The 16,698-nt window shown below is 69.9% G+C and carries 15 protein-coding genes; 5 read left to right on the forward strand and 10 right to left on the reverse strand.

Annotation, left to right across the window (positions count from 1 at the left end; translation table 11 throughout):
• Positions 1–20: 20 nt before the first annotated feature.
• Complete coding sequence (locus K2F47_RS27595; RefSeq protein WP_242908399.1) at positions 21–1,802, reverse strand: DUF2637 domain-containing protein; 1,782 nt, start codon at positions 1,800–1,802, stop codon at positions 21–23.
• Between the two features lie 258 nt (positions 1,803–2,060).
• Here K2F47_RS27595 and K2F47_RS27600 point away from each other — a divergent pair, with 258 nt between their 5' ends.
• Positions 2,061–3,155 carry an aspartate-semialdehyde dehydrogenase gene (locus tag K2F47_RS27600; RefSeq protein ID WP_242908401.1) on the forward strand — a complete coding sequence of 365 codons (1,095 nt, stop codon included), beginning with the start codon at positions 2,061–2,063 and terminating at the stop codon, positions 3,153–3,155.
• A gap of 623 nt (positions 3,156–3,778) precedes the next feature.
• A complete protein-coding gene (locus K2F47_RS27605; protein ID WP_242908403.1) occupies positions 3,779–4,447 on the forward strand; it encodes a TetR/AcrR family transcriptional regulator in 669 nt (222 codons plus the stop codon).
• A gap of 9 nt (positions 4,448–4,456) precedes the next feature.
• Here the strand turns inward: K2F47_RS27605 and K2F47_RS27610 are convergent, their stop codons facing one another.
• The 4 genes from K2F47_RS27610 to K2F47_RS27625 form a co-directional block, all read right to left on the reverse strand.
• Positions 4,457–4,909, reverse strand: a complete 453-nt coding sequence (locus tag K2F47_RS27610) for a hypothetical protein (RefSeq protein WP_242908405.1) — start codon at positions 4,907–4,909, stop codon at positions 4,457–4,459.
• Positions 4,910–6,358: 1,449 nt separating this feature from the next.
• Positions 6,359–8,131 (reverse strand): S9 family peptidase, encoded by a 1,773-nt coding sequence (locus tag K2F47_RS27615; RefSeq protein WP_242908407.1) that lies wholly within the window; start codon positions 8,129–8,131, stop codon positions 6,359–6,361.
• A 62-nt stretch (positions 8,132–8,193) separates the two neighbouring features.
• Positions 8,194–8,913 carry a serine hydrolase gene (locus K2F47_RS27620; RefSeq protein ID WP_242908408.1) on the reverse strand — a complete coding sequence of 240 codons (720 nt, stop codon included), beginning with the start codon at positions 8,911–8,913 and terminating at the stop codon, positions 8,194–8,196.
• 354 nt (positions 8,914–9,267) lie between these two features.
• Positions 9,268–10,050, reverse strand: coding sequence for a MerR family transcriptional regulator (locus K2F47_RS27625; protein ID WP_242908409.1), 783 nt, complete (start codon positions 10,048–10,050; stop codon positions 9,268–9,270).
• A gap of 277 nt (positions 10,051–10,327) precedes the next feature.
• Between K2F47_RS27625 and K2F47_RS27630 the strand changes: the two genes are divergently transcribed.
• Entirely contained in the window at positions 10,328–10,534 is a 207-nt protein-coding gene (locus K2F47_RS27630) for a hypothetical protein (RefSeq protein ID WP_242908410.1), read from the forward strand.
• Between the two features lie 122 nt (positions 10,535–10,656).
• On the opposite strand, the gene K2F47_RS27635 is transcribed toward K2F47_RS27630, so the two are convergent.
• The 3 genes from K2F47_RS27635 to K2F47_RS27645 all read right to left on the reverse strand — a co-directional run bounded on the left by K2F47_RS27635 (position 10,657) and on the right by K2F47_RS27645 (position 12,332).
• Positions 10,657–10,800, reverse strand: coding sequence for a hypothetical protein (locus K2F47_RS27635; protein ID WP_242908411.1), 144 nt, complete (start codon positions 10,798–10,800; stop codon positions 10,657–10,659).
• A 216-nt stretch (positions 10,801–11,016) separates the two neighbouring features.
• The gene (locus K2F47_RS27640; RefSeq protein WP_242908412.1) at positions 11,017–11,283 is read right to left on the reverse strand and encodes a hypothetical protein; all 267 of its coding nucleotides are present in this window, start codon (positions 11,281–11,283) and stop codon (positions 11,017–11,019) included.
• A 161-nt stretch (positions 11,284–11,444) separates the two neighbouring features.
• A complete protein-coding gene (locus K2F47_RS27645) occupies positions 11,445–12,332 on the reverse strand; it encodes a DUF5753 domain-containing protein (protein ID WP_242908413.1) in 888 nt (295 codons plus the stop codon).
• 132 nt (positions 12,333–12,464) lie between these two features.
• Here K2F47_RS27645 and K2F47_RS27650 point away from each other — a divergent pair, with 132 nt between their 5' ends.
• Entirely contained in the window at positions 12,465–13,529 is a 1,065-nt protein-coding gene (locus tag K2F47_RS27650; protein WP_242908414.1) for a GlxA family transcriptional regulator, read from the forward strand.
• A 12-nt stretch (positions 13,530–13,541) separates the two neighbouring features.
• Here K2F47_RS27650 and K2F47_RS27655 read toward each other — a convergent pair whose 3' ends face one another.
• A complete protein-coding gene (locus tag K2F47_RS27655; RefSeq protein WP_242908415.1) occupies positions 13,542–14,174 on the reverse strand; it encodes an N-acetylmuramoyl-L-alanine amidase in 633 nt (210 codons plus the stop codon).
• Between the two features lie 545 nt (positions 14,175–14,719).
• The gene (locus K2F47_RS27660) at positions 14,720–15,187 is read right to left on the reverse strand and encodes a hypothetical protein (RefSeq protein ID WP_242908416.1); all 468 of its coding nucleotides are present in this window, start codon (positions 15,185–15,187) and stop codon (positions 14,720–14,722) included.
• Positions 15,188–15,320: 133 nt separating this feature from the next.
• Here K2F47_RS27660 and K2F47_RS27665 point away from each other — a divergent pair, with 133 nt between their 5' ends.
• Entirely contained in the window at positions 15,321–16,550 is a 1,230-nt protein-coding gene (locus tag K2F47_RS27665; protein ID WP_242908417.1) for a vanadium-dependent haloperoxidase, read from the forward strand.
• Positions 16,551–16,698: the final 148 nt, after the last annotated feature.

Genomic DNA, 16,698 nt, shown 5'->3' on the forward strand with positions numbered 1-16,698 from the left:
GCCGCCCCGTTCTTCCGGCTTCAGGAGGCCGCGGAGGACGGGGCGGGCCGGGACAGCCGATTAAGCAGCCGCTGCCCCTGCCTGGCGCTGAGGTTCAGCCGCCGTCCCAGCTCCGCGCCGGTGATATTCGGATCGGCCGCCAGAATTATCTGCGCCCGGGCTTCCGTCCCGGCGGTCGCCGTCGTGAGATCACGCCGAGGCGCAGACGACTCACGCACCTTCCCGGCCGCCACCGAATTACGCCCCTGCGCGACCCCCGCCGAATCGAGGGATGACCCGGCCGCAGCAGATTCACGCCCATGCGCGGCCGCAGCCACATTGCGCGATGGCGCGGACGCAACCGACCTACGCGATTGCACAGACTCCGCCGGACCACCCGCGTCAACAGACCCCGCCGTATTACCCACCTGCGCACCCGCCACGGAGTCAACCGCCTGCGCAGTCGCCGGACTACCTGCATGCGCAGCCGTCGGACCGCCCGCCTGCACAGAAGACGTCGACACACCTCCCCGCACAGAAGTGGCCGGACTAGTCACGCGCGCGGACGACGCCGGACCGCTTGCCTGCGCAGAAGCCGCCGGACCACCTGCCTGCGCCAAGGTCGTCGGACTACCTGCGCCCGCAGACGATGCCAGACCACCCGCCTGCACAAAAGTGGCCGAACTACCCGCGTGCACGGACATCGCCGGAGCGCCCACCGGCACAGAAGCTCCCGGAGCACCCGCCGGCACAGAGGTCGTCGGACTACCTGCGCCCGCGGACGACGCCGGATCGCCCACCTGCACAGAAGCCGCCCGACTACCTGCCTCCCCGGACCCCGCCGGGTTGTCCAGCTGCACCTGCGCGGCGGGACGCGCTGTCGCTGGACGCGGCGCCCGTCCGTCAGCCGACCGGCCTGACGCCACCGGAGGGGCGTCGACCGGCGCCCCGGCCAGACTGTCCGACGCCTGTGCTTTGGTAAGGACAGGCGGTTCTCCAACGAACACGGCGGCAGCAACCTCGGACGGGGCCTCATCCAGCGCGGCCCCAACCAGCCCGGTCCCCACCGGCGAACTCTCAACCGGTGGGGCCTCGGACGACGAGGTCCCAACCGGCGGGGCGGAGGTGGTCAGTTCGGTGACGCGGGCCAAGGCCTGGTCGAGCATGACGCCGTCCGACAGCATCCAGACGACGTCCGCCGGGGCCTTGCTCTTCCACGCACGGCCATAGTGGTCACGCAGCAGCGCCAGCGCGCGCCGGCGGCGCTGCTCGGCGGTGAGCGCCCGAGGGTAGGAGGTGATCTGCCACAGCACCATCCGCCGCCACATGCGGAACGTCGAGACCGGTGCCAGGAGCCAGCGTGCCAGCGGGACGCCCTCGCGGACCGTTCCGGCCGCGATCCCCGCGCGCCGCCGGATCGCATGGCGGACGGCCTCCACGAACGTCACGAACAGCACGGGCATGGCCGCGTGCATCACGACACCGGCCGGGTCCCCGTGCGCAGCGGACACGTTCAGCCAGACCGTCGCTCCGGTGAAGGCCATCGCCATCCAGCGCAGCGCGGGCATCGGCATGGCCAGCCATTCCAGCAGCAAGGCCACGGACACGAGCGCCAGGATGCCGAGGTCGACCCCGGCGGGCACGATCCACGCCTGCCCGCCGAACCAGGGCTCGGCGACATCCTGGACGGACGCGTACGAACCGTAGCCGCCGAGGCCCGCGAGCCCTGCGAAGAACACGCCCCCGATCCCGGCCAGAATTCGCTGGGCCCACGTCAAGGGCGGTACGGGCGGGCCGGAGCCCGCCGTCGTGTCCTCGTCCATGGCGATGTCCCTTTCCGCGCGCCCGGGCATGGGTGCTTGGCCGACGATCTCCCAGGGACCGTAGCGCGGCGACGCCCCTGATAAAGGGCAAAGCCGACGAATGGTGTAAAAGCGCCGGTCAGCGGCATGCCGTCCCGCCTGCGTCGCGTGACGCGGTCCGCCGGTGTCACCACGATCGTGGGAACCGGCTGGCGCCGGTGAGAGTTCAGTTGTGAGGACCTGCGGACGCGACTCGATGACGAGAGGGCGGGTGCGACCATGGCTTCGACCGCCGGGCCGGCCACCGCGAACAAGCCGGACGGCCGGGCGGGCAGACCCACCCTCACCGTCGTCGGCGCGACCGGGACGGTCGGCGCGGTGCTGCTCGACCTGCTGTCCACCCGCCTGGACGTGTACGGGGAGATCCGCCTGGTGGCCTCACCACGCTCGACGGGCCGGAAGTTGTCGGTGCGCGGCGAACCGTCCGAGGCCATGCCGCTCGCGCCGGAGGTGTTCGACGGGGCCGACATCGCGATCTTCGCGGTGCCCCCACCCGTGTCCGCGGAATGGGCACCGGTCGCGGCGGCCGCCGGCACCGTGGTCGTGGACGCCTCGTCCGCGTTCCGGACGAACCCGAGCGTGCCGCTGATCGTCCCCGAGGTGAACCCGGAACGCGTCCACGACCGTCCGCGCGGCATCGTCGCGAGCCCCGGCTGCGCGACGCTGTCCATGATCGTGGCGATCGCGGCGCTGCACCACCGCTACGGCCTGCGCGAACTGGTCGTCTCGTCCTACCAGGCGGCGTCCGGGGCCGGACGCAGCGGCATCGAGACCCTGTACGCGCAGCTCGAGAAGGTGGGCGGCGACCGCGCGCTCGGCAACCGCGCGGGCGACGTGCGCGGAGCGGTCGGCGAGTTCGGACCGTTCCCGGCACCGCTCGCGATGAACGTCGTCCCGTGGACGGGCTCCCTGGGCACCGGCGGCTGGACCTCCGACGAACTCGGCATCCGGGACGAGACTCGCAAGATCCTGCGCCTGCCCGCCCTGAAGGTCGCGGCGACCTGCGTCCGCGTCCCGGTGATGAAGGCGCATTCGCTGTCGGTGCACGCGGTGTTCGGCGACCGCGTCGACCAGCGCGAAGCACAGGCGATCCTCGCCGGATCCCCCGGCGTCGTCCTCTGCGACAACCCCGAGTCGTACGAGTTCCCCACCCCGGCAGACGTCGTCGGCACCGACCCGACCTGGGCCGGCCGGGTACGCTGCTCGCTCGACGACCCGAAGGCGCTGGAACTGTTCCTCTGCGGCGACGGCCTCCGCAAAGGCGCAGCCCTCAACGCCGCCCAGATAGCCGAACTGATCGCCCCCGAATTCTGACGCCCCCAGCGCAAGCAATCACTTCCGCCACCCCGTCCCCGCCCCAGCCCGCACAACCTCCCCATGAGCTCACCCGCACGATCCCGGCCTCCATACGACGTCCGCCCAGCCTCAGCTGTCATGCGCACCGCCTGAGCCGCCCCGCGTCACCTCCGACGGCTTCCACGCGGTCCCGGACGACGTCCGTATCGGCGTCCACACGGCTTCGGACGGCACCGTTCGTCCAGCTCTAACCCCAGACGATGTTCGTGTCGGCGACCGCGTGAGCCCCGTAGCGTGCGCATCGCCTGGTCCGCGCCTGCGCCGCCTCGAACGACCTCTATGCAAACCCGGTCGGCGTTCGTATCGGCGCCCGCATGGCCATGGACAACGCGGTTCGCTTAGGCCTGGACCGTGTCCGGGTGGCTCCGCTCCGCTTCAACATGCTCCCCGGACAGTGTTCGCGTCGGCGCCCGCGTGGGCCCGGCTGGCGTGCGCATCGGCTTGGGCGTGTCTGCGTGGCAAGACCGCGTCCTCGTGAGGGTGGACGACGTCCGTATGAATCGGCGTCGGGCCGGACCGGTCCTTGGACGGGGTTCGATGGCATGAGCGAGACGGCGCGACTGGCCTTTAGGGTGGCAAGGGTGACCGAGACGAAGGCCGTGAAGTCCGAGCAGACGCGCGCCCTGATCGTCGTGACCGCGTTGAGGCTGTTCCGCGAGCGCGGGTACGAGGCGACGACGATGCGGGCCATCGCCAAGGAAGCGGGCGTCTCGGTCGGCAACGCCTACTACTACTTCGGCTCCAAGGAAGCGCTGATCCAGGCGTACTACGACGAACTCCAGGAGGAGCACGCCGCCGCCTGCCGGGCCGTGCTCGCCGCCGAGAAGGACTTCGCGCCCCGGCTGCTGGGCGTCCTGAAAGCGCGGGTGGACACCATGGTCCCCTACCACGAATTCGCCGGAAAGTTCTTCAAGTTCGCCGCCGAGCCGACGAGCCCGCTCAATCCGTTCAGCGCCGAGTCCGGACCGTCCCGCAACTCCGCCGTCGCGATCTACCGCGAGGTCGTGGACGGCTCCAACCTCAAGGTCGACAAGGAGTTCCGCAAGGAGCTGCCCGAGTTGCTGTGGCTGTACTCGATGGGCATCGTCCTGTACTGGGTGCACGACAGCTCGCCGGGCTGCCGCAAGACCTACCTCCTCGTCGAGCGGACGGTCCCGCTGGTCAACCGCATGGTGTCGATGTCGCGGATTCCGGGCTTCAAGTCGGTGACGAGGGAACTGGTCGACATCATCCGCGACGTCCGGGCCTGACGCACCGGGTCAGCGGAAAAGGATGTCCCAGTGGTCGCTTTCGCGGGCGAATATCGCACCCGTCGGTGAGCGATAGAGCTTGGCGCCGTCGCCACGCACCCCCACGAACGGGTAGCGCGTGACAGCACGGTCGACGCACGGCCCCGTCGCGATGTCGAGTTTGTAGCCGTTTTCGTGACTGTACTGCCCGCCCGCGTGCCCGCGTTCCGTCCCGCCGGTGACGGTGATCTCGCAGCCGCTCTCGCCGGCGAACACGAGCAGCCCTTTGAGCGAACCCCAGCGCAGTCCCTCGAAGGACGTGCAGGTCGGGATCGACGCGTCGGAACAATTGCCGGTCGAGCGCCAATCGATCCCCTCCGCGCGCAGGACATACTCGGCGAACTGCTGATCCACCCGAATAGAAGCGGGCATGTCCTTGATATCGGAACGCGGCGGGACCGTCTGATCCGGCGCGTCCACCATGCCCAACCCACTCCCCAAGACGGACCGCTGCGGCATGGCCCACGACTCCGCCGACCGCGGGCTCGCGGAAGCTGACGGAGACGCGAGGAAGAACAGCGCAGCAGCCACGGCAAACGCCGTCACTAACCCAGTCGGACCAACCACCGGATGACCATCCAGCCCCCCACGCCCTGGCCGCACAGCCCCCCGCATACCGGCCGTTCGAGCACCGGACACACCCGTCCCAGACTCCCGACCGCCGCCCCCTCCAGCACCAGGCACCCCCCTTTCGGCCCCTAGAGCCTCAAGCCCCCAGCTATCGAACACATGCATGCCAGATATTCCCGCATCTGACGCCTGCGTTCCACACACTCGATTATCGACCGCTCGCATATCGGGCACGCACGCCTCAAACGATCGGATACCTGGCATTCGAGCGCTAAGCTCCCGCGCCCCGACCTCTTGGCTGTCGATAACCCAGGAGCTCACGGCTCGCGCGTCAGCCACTCGTATCGCGGGTGCTCGGACATCCGATGTTCCGGTAACAGGCGCCGAGGCTTCGGCCCCCCGCATCTCGGACGGCTCAGTCCTAGGCGCGGCGTCGCCTCCCGGAGTGTCGGACGCTGTCCTGCGTTTAAGGGAAGACGTCTGATTGAGCCGTGTCATGTGTCCCCCGTGTTGGCTCTCCGGCGCGGAGAGCGACGGTTCGAGCGCTGCGCCGCCGCTTCGGGCGGCGACGCCGGGGGGCGCCGGTCGGCTGGACCGGCTCCTGCTCACTGGCGGCCGTTCGGAGGAATGCCCCTCACTTTGATCTTGTAAACCCGCAGGCCAAGCACCACTCCCTGGCGGCACAGCGACCCACAGGGCCTGCGTGCTGGACGGGGGCCACCTACCCGCATGCCAGGCTGTCAGCCCGCGCACTCGCTTTCGGCACAGCTGCCTGCGTATGGGTGCGCAGGGCCGCGCGAAGTGGACCACTCATCCGCCTGCTGGGATGAGGGAGGCCCTTAGTGTTGCTGCGCCTCGCGTGGCTGTGCGAGCGGAGTGACCTGCCCTCCGCATACGAGAGGTAGCCCGCGTGCTCGCGGACGCGGGGCTTGCGTGGCTTGCGTGCGAACGGCGGTGGGCTGTGGGGTCGCTTGCGGGCGGACGGTGAGCCGTGGGTTTGCCTGGAGGCGAGCGGAGGCCCGGCGTTGCTGTGGCCTGCGCGGTTCGGGAGTGGGGTGGCCTGCCTTTCCGCGTATGGGACGCTAGCCCGCAGGGGCGTCCTGCGCGGCGCCCGAGGTGGCCTGCTTGCCCTCCAGCGCGTCCGGGAGGGTGACCACCTTGCGCAGCGCCTCGTTCGCGGACGCAGGCCTAGCGTGGGCCTGCTTGCGGACGAAGGTTGGATGCGGGTCTGCGGTGGGCGGATGGGGTTGTGGGTCTGCCTGGGGCGGGCGGGGTGGGGCCGCCCGCCCTGGGGCGGAGGGGTCAGGGCATGTTGAGGTGTTTGCGGGCGAAGCCGATCTCGGTGGCCATTTGCTTGATCCGTTCCTCGACGACGAGGGAGCCGTGGCCCGCGTCGTAGCGGTACATCTCGTGCGGGAGGCCCAGCTCGGCGAGCCGTCCGAGGTAGTTGTCGATCTGGCGGATCGGGCAGCGCGGGTCGTTCTCCCCCGCCAGGACCAGAACCGGGGCCTTGACCTGGGAGACGTAGGTGATCGGGGACGATTCGCGGTAGCGGTCCGGTACTTCGTCGGGGGAGCCGCCGAACAGGGAGCGGTCGAAGGCCTGGAGGCCCTCCATCTCGTCCTCGTAGGCGGCGACGTAGTCGGCGACGGGGACGCCCGCGATCGCGACGCTCCAGTCGTCGGGCTGGGTGCCGATGCCGAGCAGCGTCAGATAGCCGCCCCATGACCCGCCGGTCAGGACGAGGCGCTCCGGGTCGGCGAGGCCCGAGGAGACCGCCCAGTCACGGACGGCCTTGACGTCCTCCAGTTCGGTGAGGCCGACCCGCCCCTCGATCGCGTCGCGCCACGTCGAGCCGTATCCCGTGGAGCCCCGGTAGTTGACGCGCACCACCGCGAAGCCGTGGTCGACCCACGCGGCGACGGCCGCCACGAACGAGTCCTCGTCCTGCGCGGTGGGGCCGCCGTGGATGTCGAACACGGTCGGGTACGGGCGGTCGCCCTCCGGTTTGCTGACCAGCGCGTGGATGCGGCCTCCCGGGCCGTCCACCCACACGTCCTCGACCGGCACGGACGGCGGGGCCGTGGGGCCCGGCGGGGTCAGCACGACCGCGCCCGACGTCGAGCGGATCACCGGTGGCTCGGCGGCGGACGACCACGAGAACTCGACGGTCCCGTCCGGACGGACGGCCGCCCCGCCGATCACTCCGCGCGGCGTCTCGATCCGGCTCAGCGCGCCGGTGCCGAGGTCGTAGCGGTACAGCTCGTCCCGCGCCTCGTGCGAGTGGGAGATCAGCAGCGCGGACCCGTCCGGGTACCAGCTGGCGCCGATCTCGCCGGGCAGGTCGAGGACGATCTCCTGCTCGGCTCCCGCGACCGCGTCCCAGATGAGCAGTTCGTCCCGGCCGCGCCGCTCGTGCCCGACCAGCAGGCGCGCGTCGCCATCCACGGGCGCGAAACCGGCCCCGTAGACGCCCTTGCCAGGCCCATCCCACAGGTCGCCGACCGTGGACCCGTCGGCGCGGACGACCCGGAGCGCCATGTGGCGGCTGTCGCCGTGCTCGCTGTGCCCGATCGCGACGAGTGTCTCGTCTCGCGAGAGGCCCGCGACGTGCGCGTCCTCGGCGTGGTGGTAGAGCACCTCGGGTTCGGCGCCGGGACGGCACAGGTGGACGGAGTTGCCGGTGTCGTTCGTCCGCCCGACCACGGCCAGGCCGCTCGCGCCCAGCGCCAGCCCCGCCGGATACGAGGGCTCCAGCCCCGGAACCGCCGGAACGCTCTCGGTTCCCTCCGGCGCGCCGAACGCGACGCGCTTCCACACGCCGAACTCGTCGCCGTCGGTGTCGGCGAACCACCACACCCAGGCGCCGGACGGATCGATGGTGCCCGTCCACGTCCCGTTCGGACGGTCGGTGACCTGCCGCCGCTCACCCGACCCGCGATCCCAGGTGTAGATCTCCCAGGTCCCCGTGACATTGGACTGGTAGATGCTGTGATCCGGGGCGTCGCGCGCCCACCGGGGCAGGCTCATCCGCGCGGCCCGGAACCGCGCCCGCCAGCGCTCTTCGTCGACCATGCTCCCCAGTATCGCGGCTCACGACCGTCCCGAACGAAAACCGGTCCGCCTGTGGATAACTCTCAGCGATCAAGGGGGACGGAGCCGTCCGATTTCTCCCAAATGTCATCGGGGACGGTCCTGACCTCCGCCGACCGCGAGCCCGGATTGAGCGTCCGGTGCACGGCCCGCGCGACGCGCTCGATCGTGGTCACCCCGTACGCCATGGACGGCGTGTCCTGCGTCAACACCACGATCATGTAGTCCTCGCCGTGCCCGTCGAACGCGCCGATGCTGTGGACGCGCCAGTAGCGGCCCTTCCGGGGCAGCCATCCGTTCTTCACGTGCCACGTCACTTTCGCCGGGCTCCCCGCCGGGGCGCCCCACCGCTGGGACGCGATGACGTCGTTCATGAGCCCCAACGCATACGCGCGTGACTCGTCCGGCAGCAGCGCGTTTTGGTGCGTATAGCGGCTGAGCAGCTCGATCTCGTCCTGCGCCGTGATCTGCGTGAGCCCCCAGTAGCCGGACGGGCCGAGCGTCGTATGCGACATCCCGGCCAGTTTCAGGAACCGGTCCATCCGGGTTCGTCCCACCGAGCGCCACAGCCGGGACGCGGCGTCGTTGTCCGAGCGCGTGATCATCTTGTCGGCCAGCGACTTCTCCGTCACCGTCATCGAGCGGTGCTCGTCCGAGACCTGGCGGAGCAGCCCGCCCAGGATCGTGACCTTGACGACGCTCGCCGAGTCGTAGTGGCGTCCGGCGGCGACCGTGCAACGGATGCCGCGCTTCCGGTCGAACACCGCAACCGATTCCGTCCCGGCGCGGTCGGCGAGCGCAGTCCGTATGCGCGTACCGAGCGTTTTCGCCATCGTGGGATGCGTGGATGACGCGCAGACCTCCGCGGCGGCTGAAGCATGGGCCGTCGGTAGCAGAACACTGACCCCGAGCACGGCTACCGACAGCAGGGTCGACGATGGGAGTCCTGGCACGCCGTCACGGTAACGATCGCTGGGCGAGAAGTCCCGGACATGACCGGCAACGGACCCCTACGGAACCGTCAGGATGCGGCCAGCACGGAACGGGCGGGGTGGTGCGTGACTTCAGGCGGGGCCGGGGGCGGCCCGAGACGCCCCGTGCGGCACCTTGCGGAGCCGTCAGGAAGTGGCCAGGCGTCCGCCGAACTGGTCGATCGCGGCGCGGACCTGGCGGTCCATGGCCCGCGCGAAGCCCGCCTCGACGGTGACCTCGGCGCCGGGACGCAGCCGCGTGAGCGTGTCGGTGAGGTCGCCCAGGCTGTGGTCGCCGACGCGTCCGACGACGTGCTTGGCGATCAGCCGGACGAACAGCGCGGCCAGATCGTCCATGGTGCGCTGGATCTCGCATCCGGCCGTCAGCACCTCCTCCAGCGGGACGCCCGCGCCGACGAGCGTGACGGCCGCGTCGAGCTGGCGGCGGCTCCAGAGTGTGACGCGTTCGCCTTCCATTTCGAGGAGGCCGAGGCAGGCGGCGCGGTCGATGACGCTCGGCAGGTCGTCCTCGCCTGGGAAGAGCGCGGCCAACTCGTCCAGCGTCATCGTCACCGGGACCTCATGCGACCACGGCGTCGTCGCCGCCTTCTCGACGCCGAGCACGACGCCGATGTCGCGGCCGAGTTCCCATGCGGACAGCAGTTCGCGGATGCCCTCCAGGGTGTGTCCGCGCTCTAGCAGGCTGCCAATCATGCGCAGGCGCGCCAGGTGTGTCGCCGAGTACAGGCCGACACGGCCCGAGCGTCGCGGCGGCGGAATCAGCTTGCGTTCCTGGTAGTAGCGCAGCGTCCGTACGGGAACCCCGGCGGCCTCCGCGAGCTCGCCGATACGGTACTCGCGTCTTGCTCCGGTCGCGGCGGGCCTGCGGCCCTGCACGCCGTCCCGGCCTCGCGCCGGTTCTTCGCTCACGGCCGCCAGCATAGTTCGTGACGGATGGCAACCCTCCGTGCCTGGGAAGGGCTAGGGAGGGGCAAGGGTAGGACAGGGGAGAGGCCCAGACCTGCGCGGGGACGCCCAGGGTCGAGCCGGAGGGCGGACGGGCAAGAGGGTGGCCGGAGTCGGGCAGCGGCCGGACGCGGACGGGCTCGCGGCGATGCGTCGGACGCGGAACGCCTCCATGATCGCGCACGTCAGACCTGCGTTACCCTCGGCCGGGCTCCGGCATCCGCGAAGAAAGAGGCCCCTGATGCGGAAGATTCCCTCCGTCGTGCTCGCGACGTCCGTTCTCGTCGCAGGGCTGGGCCTCGCCGGATGCTCCGAGAAACGCTGGTGTGAGCACGACGCGACGGACACGAAGGTGAGCGACCGTTACTGCAAGAACGGCACGCCCGGATACGAGTGGGAGTCGGGCAGTAGTCACAAGAAGCACAAGAAGACCAAGAAGAAGCACTGACGCATGCGAACCACGTCCACCTGACGTGCCCCGTCTACGCGACGCAACCCCTACGTGGCGTGGCCCGTATGCGCGACGTACCCATCTGCGTGACATGGCCGTATGCGCGGCGTACCCGTGGTCTACGTGACGCGCCTCGTGGTTATGACCTTGCGTGGTCGGCGGCGCCGCTTCTCGTCGGTCTCCTGGGTCGCCTCGGCGGCGATCAGGTCGCGGAGCGTGCGGGGAAGGATGTCCTCGCGACGGTCGGTGAACTGTGAGCGCATCGGATCTCTCCCTCGGCAGAAGTCCTTGGTGTGAATCCTCTTGCGGGTCGTGCTCGCTGGGACGCGGTGGCCTCAGGCTCAGCGGATGTGGTGGTTTCGAGCTCGGCGGATGCGGTTGTCTCAGGCTCGGTGGGACGAGATGGTCCCGAGCTCGGCGGACGGGCCGGTTTCAGCCCCCAGCGGTGTGGGCCCCCCAGGCCCCGGCGGTATAGGCCCTCAGGCGGCGGTAGCGTAGGCAGCGGACACGGTGGAGAGCGCCCAGCGCATCCGAGTGGTGTAGGTCTCCGGGTGGTCGCCCGCCTCCTGCGCGACGACCGCGGTGCATACGGAACGGTCGCCGCCGCAGGCGCAGAGCCGTGCGTCTATAGCGGTACGGACCTGTTCGGCGGACGGGGCGTCGGACGCCTGGAGCCCGGAGGCGAACAGGATCTGGGCCAGCTCGGATGTACTCAACGGGGTGAGGCTCAGCGTGTTGTGTGACATCGTGCGCCTTCTTCCTGCGGAGGGGTTCCTCATTCCCCTGCTTGCTACTTACGACTCTGACGGCTGGCGCGAGTCATCGCTATCGGGGAAAACCCCGACCAAAGGTGGAGTCTTCCCGCAGACGATCCGTAGGGTTGCCTCCACCACCAGAACGAAAGACTCTATTCCGCAAGACGTTCCATGAGGCGGGACAGCAGGGCGCGGCTCGCGTCCGGGGAGAGGGCCTCGCGCTCAAGCCGGCTCCAGACGCGCTCGAACGCGTCCGTGTCGGCCGGCTTGTCGAGGTAGAGCGCCGTCGTGAGCAGCTCCACGTAGACGACGTCCGGAATGGCCTGTTCGTCGAAGCGGAGCACGGTGAACGCGCGGCCCGTGGGTGCGAGGGACGCCCGGTCCGCCGGGATGATCCGCAGGTCCACGGTCGCGGTCTCGCTCATCCGCAACAGGTGCCTCAGCTGCCCGCGAATCAGGTCGGGGCCGCCCACGAAACGCCGTAACGCCGCCTCCTCCACGATCGCTCCGAGCGTCCGGCGCCGAGACCGCGCGAACACCCGCTGGCGCATGAGCCGGACGCTGAGCCGGCCCTCGATCTCTATCGGCGGCATGCCCTCGCGGATACCGTCCCGGATGGCGAGGCTCGCGCGCGCGTAGTCCTCAGTCTGGAGCAACTCGGGGATCTGGCAGGGATCGTAGGTCCGGACGGATCCGGCGGCCTCCTCCAGGTCCAGATAGGGGTGCGTCCAGGACGGGATCATGTCGCTGTAGCGGTGCCACCAGCCGCGCGCGTTCGCCTCGCGCGCGAGGCGGAGCAGGTTGCGGCGCTCCCTCTCGTCGGTCACGCCATAGAGGATGAGCAGGTCCGCGATGTCACGTTCCTTGACCGCGGTGCGGCCGAGTTCCATTCGGCTGATCTTGGAGTGGCTGCCCCGGATCGCGTACCCGGCCTCCTCGCGGGACAGGCCCTTCAGCTCGCGGAGCCTGCGCAGCCGGGCGCCCAGCAGCATGCGCCTGACCGTCGGCCCCCGGGCGTGGGCGGCCGGCCCCGCAGCCATCAACGGCGCTCCTCAAGATCGTCACGGCACGTGCATATGCACGTGCATCGGAACAATCTTCCCATGCCTGGCGGACGCTCGAAGGACTATTTCGGGGATGGCCAGAATATGGTTATATGTCAAAATTTGGCCATGCATCGTGTCGTCGTCCTGGCCCTGGAGGGCGTGTACCCGTTCGAGTTGAGCATCCCGACGCGGATCTTCACGTCCGCGCGGTCGGCGGCGGGCGAGCCGCTCTACGAGGTCCTCACCTGTAGCATCGACGGCGGTCCCGTGCGGACGTCGGCCGACTTCTCCATCGCCGTCGACCACGGGTCCGAGCTGGTCGACACGGCCGACACCCTGATCATCCCGCCCTTCGGCCGCGGCCCAGCGGACGAGACGGACTGGTACCCGCCGTCCCTCGCCGTCACCTTCTCCCGGTTGCGGCCGAAAACCCGAATCGTCTCGATCTGTACCGCTTCCTACGCCCTCGCCGCCGCCGGGCTGCTGGACGGACGCCCCGCGACCACCCACTGGCAGGAGGCCGACCGCCTCCAACGCCTGCATCCGGAGATCAAGGTCGATCCGGACGTCCTTTTCGTCGACGACGGCGATGTCCTCACCTCCGCCGGCGTCGCCGCCGGAATCGATCTGTGCATGCACATCGTCCGCCGCGACCACGGCAGCGAGGTCGCCAACGGCGTCGCGCGGCGCTGCGTCATCCCGCCGTGGCGTGAGGGCGGGCAGGCGCAGTTCATCGAGCGCCCCGTTCCCGGGCCGTCCGCCGCCACCACGTCCGCGACGCGAGACTGGGCCCTCCGGCATTTGCACCGTCCCATTCCGCTGACCGAACTCGCGCGCCACGCGCGCATGAGCGTCCGGACGTTCTCGCGCCGTTTCCGGGACGAGGTCGGCATGCCGCCGGGCCAATGGCTGACCCAGCAGCGCGTCGAACTCGCCCGCCGCCTGTTGGAGACGACCGATCTCCCCGTGGACCGCATCGCCGCCGATTCGGGTTTCGGCACCGCCGCCTCCCTTCGCCAGCACCTGGTCGCCACGATCGGCGTCCCGCCGTCCGCCTATCGCCACACTTTCCGCACGGCCGAACCCCGCCCCGCCGACCCCGGCCCCGCCGAATCTCGCCCTGCCGAACCGGACCCGGCCGAATCTCGCCCGGCCGCGCCGTACCCGACCGAGGCCCGGGAGACGGTCTGACCATGGACGTCGTCAACGCAGGAAATTCTGGAACCCGTTCGCCAGCGCCGCGGCCATACGCTGCCGGGACGTGGCGTCCGACATCGCCGACGCGTCCCCCGGATTGCGCATGTTGCCGCATTCGATAAAGACGACCGGGACCGTGGACATGTTGAGGCCGCCGAGGTCGTCCCGCCGATCCAGGCCGTCCCGCCCCACGTACGTGGAGTAGGGAATTCCCGTCCCGGAACGGAACGCGTCGCGCATCAACCTGCCGAGCCGTCCCGACTCGGAAACAATGGAAACGTTCTTTCCCACCGGAAGCGGCTGAATCACATGGAACCCGTGCCCCTTGACGGCGGCCCCATCGGCATGGATGGACAGCACGGCATCAGCGTGAGCCCGATTGCCGATCGCCGCCCGCTCGGTGACGCAGGGGCCGACACCCTTGTCGTCCTGCCGCGTCAGCACGACCCGGGCACCCGCCTCCCGCAGGACGTTCGCCAGCCGGTTGGCGAGGTCCCAGGTGAAGGCATGCTCGCTGTATCCGCGGGCCGTGCCGGTTCCGGTCGTGTTGCAGGGCTTGTATCCGTTGCCGATGAACACCTTCCTGTTGATCTCCTGCAAATGTTCGGCGTTCCCCCCGTTGTGCCCGGGATCGAGCACAATGACCTTCCCGCTCAACCCTTGCCGAGAAGGCGAAGCGGAGGACGAAGTCTCCCTATCCGGACTCACGCCATCGTCACCCCCGGAAGAACAGCCGCCGACCAGGCACAATCCAAGCAAAACCCATCCACGCCACCCCATGCCCCGTCCCCCCGGTTCCGAAGCCCCCGATGCTCGAAACCTAACCGCCACCCAATGCCCAGGCAATCACCCTCCGCCCCGACCTACCCGAAGAGGAAAACGCGACCAACCTCGGCGGCGGTGGGGCCGCCGAACCCGCACCATCTCGAAACGGCACGCCCTCACACCGTCCGACCCACTACAACCTCGTCGATGGGCGCGATGCGCCCCTGATAAGCATCGCGACCAGATCGTCCAATAGCCACATAGCCACTCAGTATCGAAAACACTCGACGAATTTACCGTTCATCCCAAAGGCGAGAGCAAGCACCTCGAAGTCGCCAAGCGCCCTCTCTACCCCCCGATACACAGAACCGTCCAGGAGGACGCCCGGCCGGAGGGGACGGCCGGGCGCCACAGGTGTGTCAGCGCGCGCAGCGCGCCGGCGGCGGCGCCAGGTCGACCGCGCCGTCGATGACCTCGATCACGTTGCCGGACGCGTCCAGATGCTCGGCGTGCGCGGCCATATGGTTCCCGACGCTCCGACCGACCGGGTTGGGATGGACCTCCCGGATCCCGGTCGCGATCGAGATGTCGTTGTCATTGCGGAAGAACTCCGTGCCGTTGTCGGTGAAGCTGACCGACCAGCGCTGCCCGGCCGCCGCGGTGGCGATCTCGAACTCCTCCCCCGCGACCAGCCGGTTCGGCGGGGTGCCGTCGTCGTCGTACTGCGACTTCAGCGTCCACGGTGTGCCCTGCGATCCGGTCCCGCTGGTCTCGACGGGCCGCCCGCACGGACGGTCCTTCGCCTGCGCGGCGGTGCCGGTGGCCACGGCGGTCGTCAGCGCCAGCGCCGCCGAGGTCAACAGCCCCACCGCTATTCGCGTTCGCATCGAATTTCCTCCTCTTTTCGGCTCCTCCGGTTGATAGCCGCAGGGGTTACACAGGGGGGACGTCGAAGACCGGGCCGTGTAACCCGTCCCCCTATCCCTTGTCGAACCTGACTGTCGGAGAAGGGACGGGGAGATGGGGAGAGCAAGGGCGGTCATGGCCGCCGCCGTGGGTGCCGTGTTGTCGACCGGTGCGGTGTACGTGCCGCAGGCCGCACCCGCGCAGGCCGCCACCACCACACAGGGGGAGGTGGTGATCCAGTGGAACCGGACCCTGCTGGGCATCGTGCGGACGCCCGGCGCGCAGCCGGCGACCGTCCACGCCACGCGCAACTTCGCGATCATGCACACCGCCATCGCCGACGCTATCGACGCGAGGTCCGGCTCCGGCTACGCCGCTGCCGCCGAGGCCGCGCACGACAGCCTGGCCGCGCTGTACCCGGCGCGGCGCGCCGACCTGGACCGGCAGCTCCACGACGAGCTCGCGAACGTGCCGGACGGCCCGGCCAAGACGGCCGGTATCCGCGCAGGTCAGCGGGCAGCCACGACCGTGTTGGCGGACCGCGCGCACGACGGCTCCGACGCGACCCCGCCGCCGTTCGTCCCCGGCGACAAGCCGGGTGACTACCGGCCCACCCCACCGGCGTTCGCGGCCCCGGTGTTCACGCACTGGTCCGGCGTGCGGCCCTTCGTGCTGCAACGCGGTGGCCAGTTCCGGCCGCGCCCGTACCCGGCGCTGACCAGCCGGACCTACACCAGGGCGCTCAACGAGGTACAGCTCCTGGGCCAGGACACCAGCACCAAACGGACACCTGACCAGACCACCCAGGCGCGTTTCTGGGCCGCGCCGATCTGGAACTACTGGAACGAGATCGCCCAGGACGCCGCGCACCGGCACGGAACCGGGCTGGCCGCCACGGCCCACCTGTTCGCCACGCTCGACCGGACGTTCGCCGACGCGGCGATCGCCTTCTACGACGGCAAGTACCACTACCGGATCTGGCGTCCCGTCACCGCGGTCCGCGCGGCCGACACCGACGGAAACCCCGACACCCACGGCGACCCGGCCTGGAACCCGCTCGCGGTGACGCCGCCCGACCCGTCCTACCCCGGCGCGCACAGCGTCGTCGGCGAGGCCGGGGCGACCGTGCTGTCCGCCTACTTCGGCCCGTCCGACCGCTTCACCGTCCGCTCGGAGGCGCTGCCCGACGTCACCCGCTCGTTCACCGGCTACCAGGACGCGGCGGACGAGGCCGGCCTCAGCCGCATCTACGCCGGCATCCACACCCGCATCGACCATGTGGCCGGCGAGAAGCTCGGTTCGCGCGTCGCCCGTTACGTGCTCGCCCACACAGGTAAAGACTGACCGACCCGTCCGGGAGAGGCGGCCGAGTGCGCCCATCACCGGGGGCGCACTCGGCCGCGACGGCGGCGGTGGACGGAGGATCACCCGGCCCCACGGGTGATCCTCCAAGCCCGTTTCGACGTGTTCCAAGAAACGGCGGAAAGGATCG

It is taken from the genome of Actinomadura terrae (assembly GCF_022751215.1).
Classification (GTDB): Bacteria; Actinomycetota; Actinomycetes; order Streptosporangiales; family Streptosporangiaceae; genus Spirillospora; species Spirillospora terrae.

Excerpts from the sequence above, each read along its gene's own strand:
- K2F47_RS27595 (WP_242908399.1), bottom strand. The coding sequence starts at position 1,802 with ATGGACGAGGACACGACGGCGGGCTCCGGCCCGCCCGTACCGCCCTTG.
- K2F47_RS27600 (WP_242908401.1), top strand. The coding sequence starts at position 2,061 with ATGGCTTCGACCGCCGGGCCGGCCACCGCGAACAAGCCGGACGGCCGG.
- K2F47_RS27610 (WP_242908405.1), bottom strand. The coding sequence starts at position 4,909 with ATGGTGGACGCGCCGGATCAGACGGTCCCGCCGCGTTCCGATATCAAG.
- K2F47_RS27615 (WP_242908407.1), bottom strand. The coding sequence starts at position 8,131 with ATGGTCGACGAAGAGCGCTGGCGGGCGCGGTTCCGGGCCGCGCGGATG.
- K2F47_RS27630 (WP_242908410.1), top strand. The coding sequence starts at position 10,328 with ATGCGGAAGATTCCCTCCGTCGTGCTCGCGACGTCCGTTCTCGTCGCA.
- K2F47_RS27635 (WP_242908411.1), bottom strand. The coding sequence starts at position 10,800 with ATGCGCTCACAGTTCACCGACCGTCGCGAGGACATCCTTCCCCGCACG.
- K2F47_RS27640 (WP_242908412.1), bottom strand. The coding sequence starts at position 11,283 with ATGTCACACAACACGCTGAGCCTCACCCCGTTGAGTACATCCGAGCTG.
- K2F47_RS27645 (WP_242908413.1), bottom strand. The coding sequence starts at position 12,332 with ATGGCTGCGGGGCCGGCCGCCCACGCCCGGGGGCCGACGGTCAGGCGC.
- K2F47_RS27650 (WP_242908414.1), top strand. The coding sequence starts at position 12,465 with ATGCATCGTGTCGTCGTCCTGGCCCTGGAGGGCGTGTACCCGTTCGAG.
- K2F47_RS27660 (WP_242908416.1), bottom strand. The coding sequence starts at position 15,187 with ATGCGAACGCGAATAGCGGTGGGGCTGTTGACCTCGGCGGCGCTGGCG.
- K2F47_RS27665 (WP_242908417.1), top strand. The coding sequence starts at position 15,321 with ATGGGGAGAGCAAGGGCGGTCATGGCCGCCGCCGTGGGTGCCGTGTTG.